1 protein-coding gene is annotated in these 1,377 nt (G+C 69.1%); it reads right to left on the reverse strand.

Annotated elements, in window-relative coordinates; genetic code table 11:
* Window positions 1–10 precede the first annotated feature (10 nt).
* A complete protein-coding gene (locus C1I97_RS37290; RefSeq protein ID WP_258382931.1) occupies window positions 11–1,219 on the reverse strand; it encodes an ISAs1 family transposase in 1,209 nt (402 codons plus the stop codon).
* Between the last annotated feature and the right edge of the window lie 158 nt (window positions 1,220–1,377).

Below are 1,377 nucleotides of genomic sequence, written 5' to 3' on the forward strand. Positions count from 1 at the left end.
CAGGGTTTGATCAAGTTCCGTAGGTGTCCGGATCGTTGGTGATGCCCAGGATGGGGAGTGCCCGGTGGGGCTCGTCGCGGATCGCCCGGGTGGTCTTGGCGATGTTGTCGGCTCCGAGGGTTTTCAGCACGCCGATGGCGAGGTTGCGGAGGGTCGCCATGGCCCGTGGTGCGGTCCCGGCGTGGACGGTGGAGGCGTCCTCGGCGAAGGTGACATCCCTGATGTGGTGCGAGGAGTTCTCCACTCCCCAGTGCCCGCGAATCGCGGCGGCCAGGCCGGCGGGGCCGGCCTGGTGGGCGTCGAGGCTGGTCACGGCGTAGACACTCTCACGGGTCTCGCGCTTGCCGGACTGCTTGCGGCGGCGGTGGACGCGGATGGCCAGGAGGGCGTGGGGAAAGGCGATTCCGCCGAGTTCGTCGGCAATGGAGCAGGTTTTGATCGAGCGGGACTCGCGGCGTCCGTGTCCAGTCCCGGAGGTGGTGTGCTGGATGGAGATGGCCTGCCATGGCAGGGCCGCGAGCTGACGGTGGGCGGTGGGCTGGTTGGTCTTGATCACGGCGATGTAGTGGGCCTTCTTGGTCTCGACCAGCCAGGAGATGTTCGCCTTGACCGAGTGCAGCGCGTCGAAGGTGACGACGGTGCCGGTCAGGCCCAGCGGTGCCAGCAGCGGACGGAAGTGTGTGGTTTCGTTCGTCTTCGCGCCGACCTCCACCTGGGCGAGGGTCACGACGGTGCCGTGAGTGACCGCGGAGAGCAGATGCCGGCGCGTCGCGGTGAGACGGGCTGATCCCTTGAGTGCTTTGCCGTCGACGGCGATCACGCGCGGCCGCCCGGACGCGGAGGGTGGCGGCGCCTGGGCGGGCTCGGTGGCGGCGCGGTGCCGGTCGGCCAGGTAGGCGCCCACCGCCCGGTCCAGGGCATCACCGTCAACAGCCCCCAGCACACGGCCGATCGTGGCCGGCGACGGCGTGCGCCGCCATCTGAGCAGGTGGCGCCGGATCCCGATCACTGTCAGGAGTGCGTTCGGGGCACGCTGGCCCCACTCGGCGAGTTCGTCGATGCTCCTCGCTCCCGAGACGACCGCACAGGCACACACCAGCAGGATCGCTGTCAGCGAGTACCACCGGCCCCGCCGTGCGCGCGGGTCGGGCACCGAGTCGAAGTAGGGGCGCAGGTCGGCGATCCGGCCGGTGTCCAGCGGACCCAGTTTCACCAGCACGGCAGGGATGGGAGAGGATGCAGCAGCAGGCACGGGCCACCTCGTGATCATCTGGCTTAGACACCACAATGATCACGAAGCCCGTGCCTGCCCTGTTATGCGCCCCAACCGGTCACAACCCGACCAGCCGCACGACCCCGGAACTTGCAACCGCCCTG

The sequence above is a fragment of the Streptomyces sp. NTH33 genome (assembly GCF_003236365.1).
Taxonomy (GTDB): domain Bacteria; phylum Actinomycetota; class Actinomycetes; order Streptomycetales; family Streptomycetaceae; genus Streptomyces.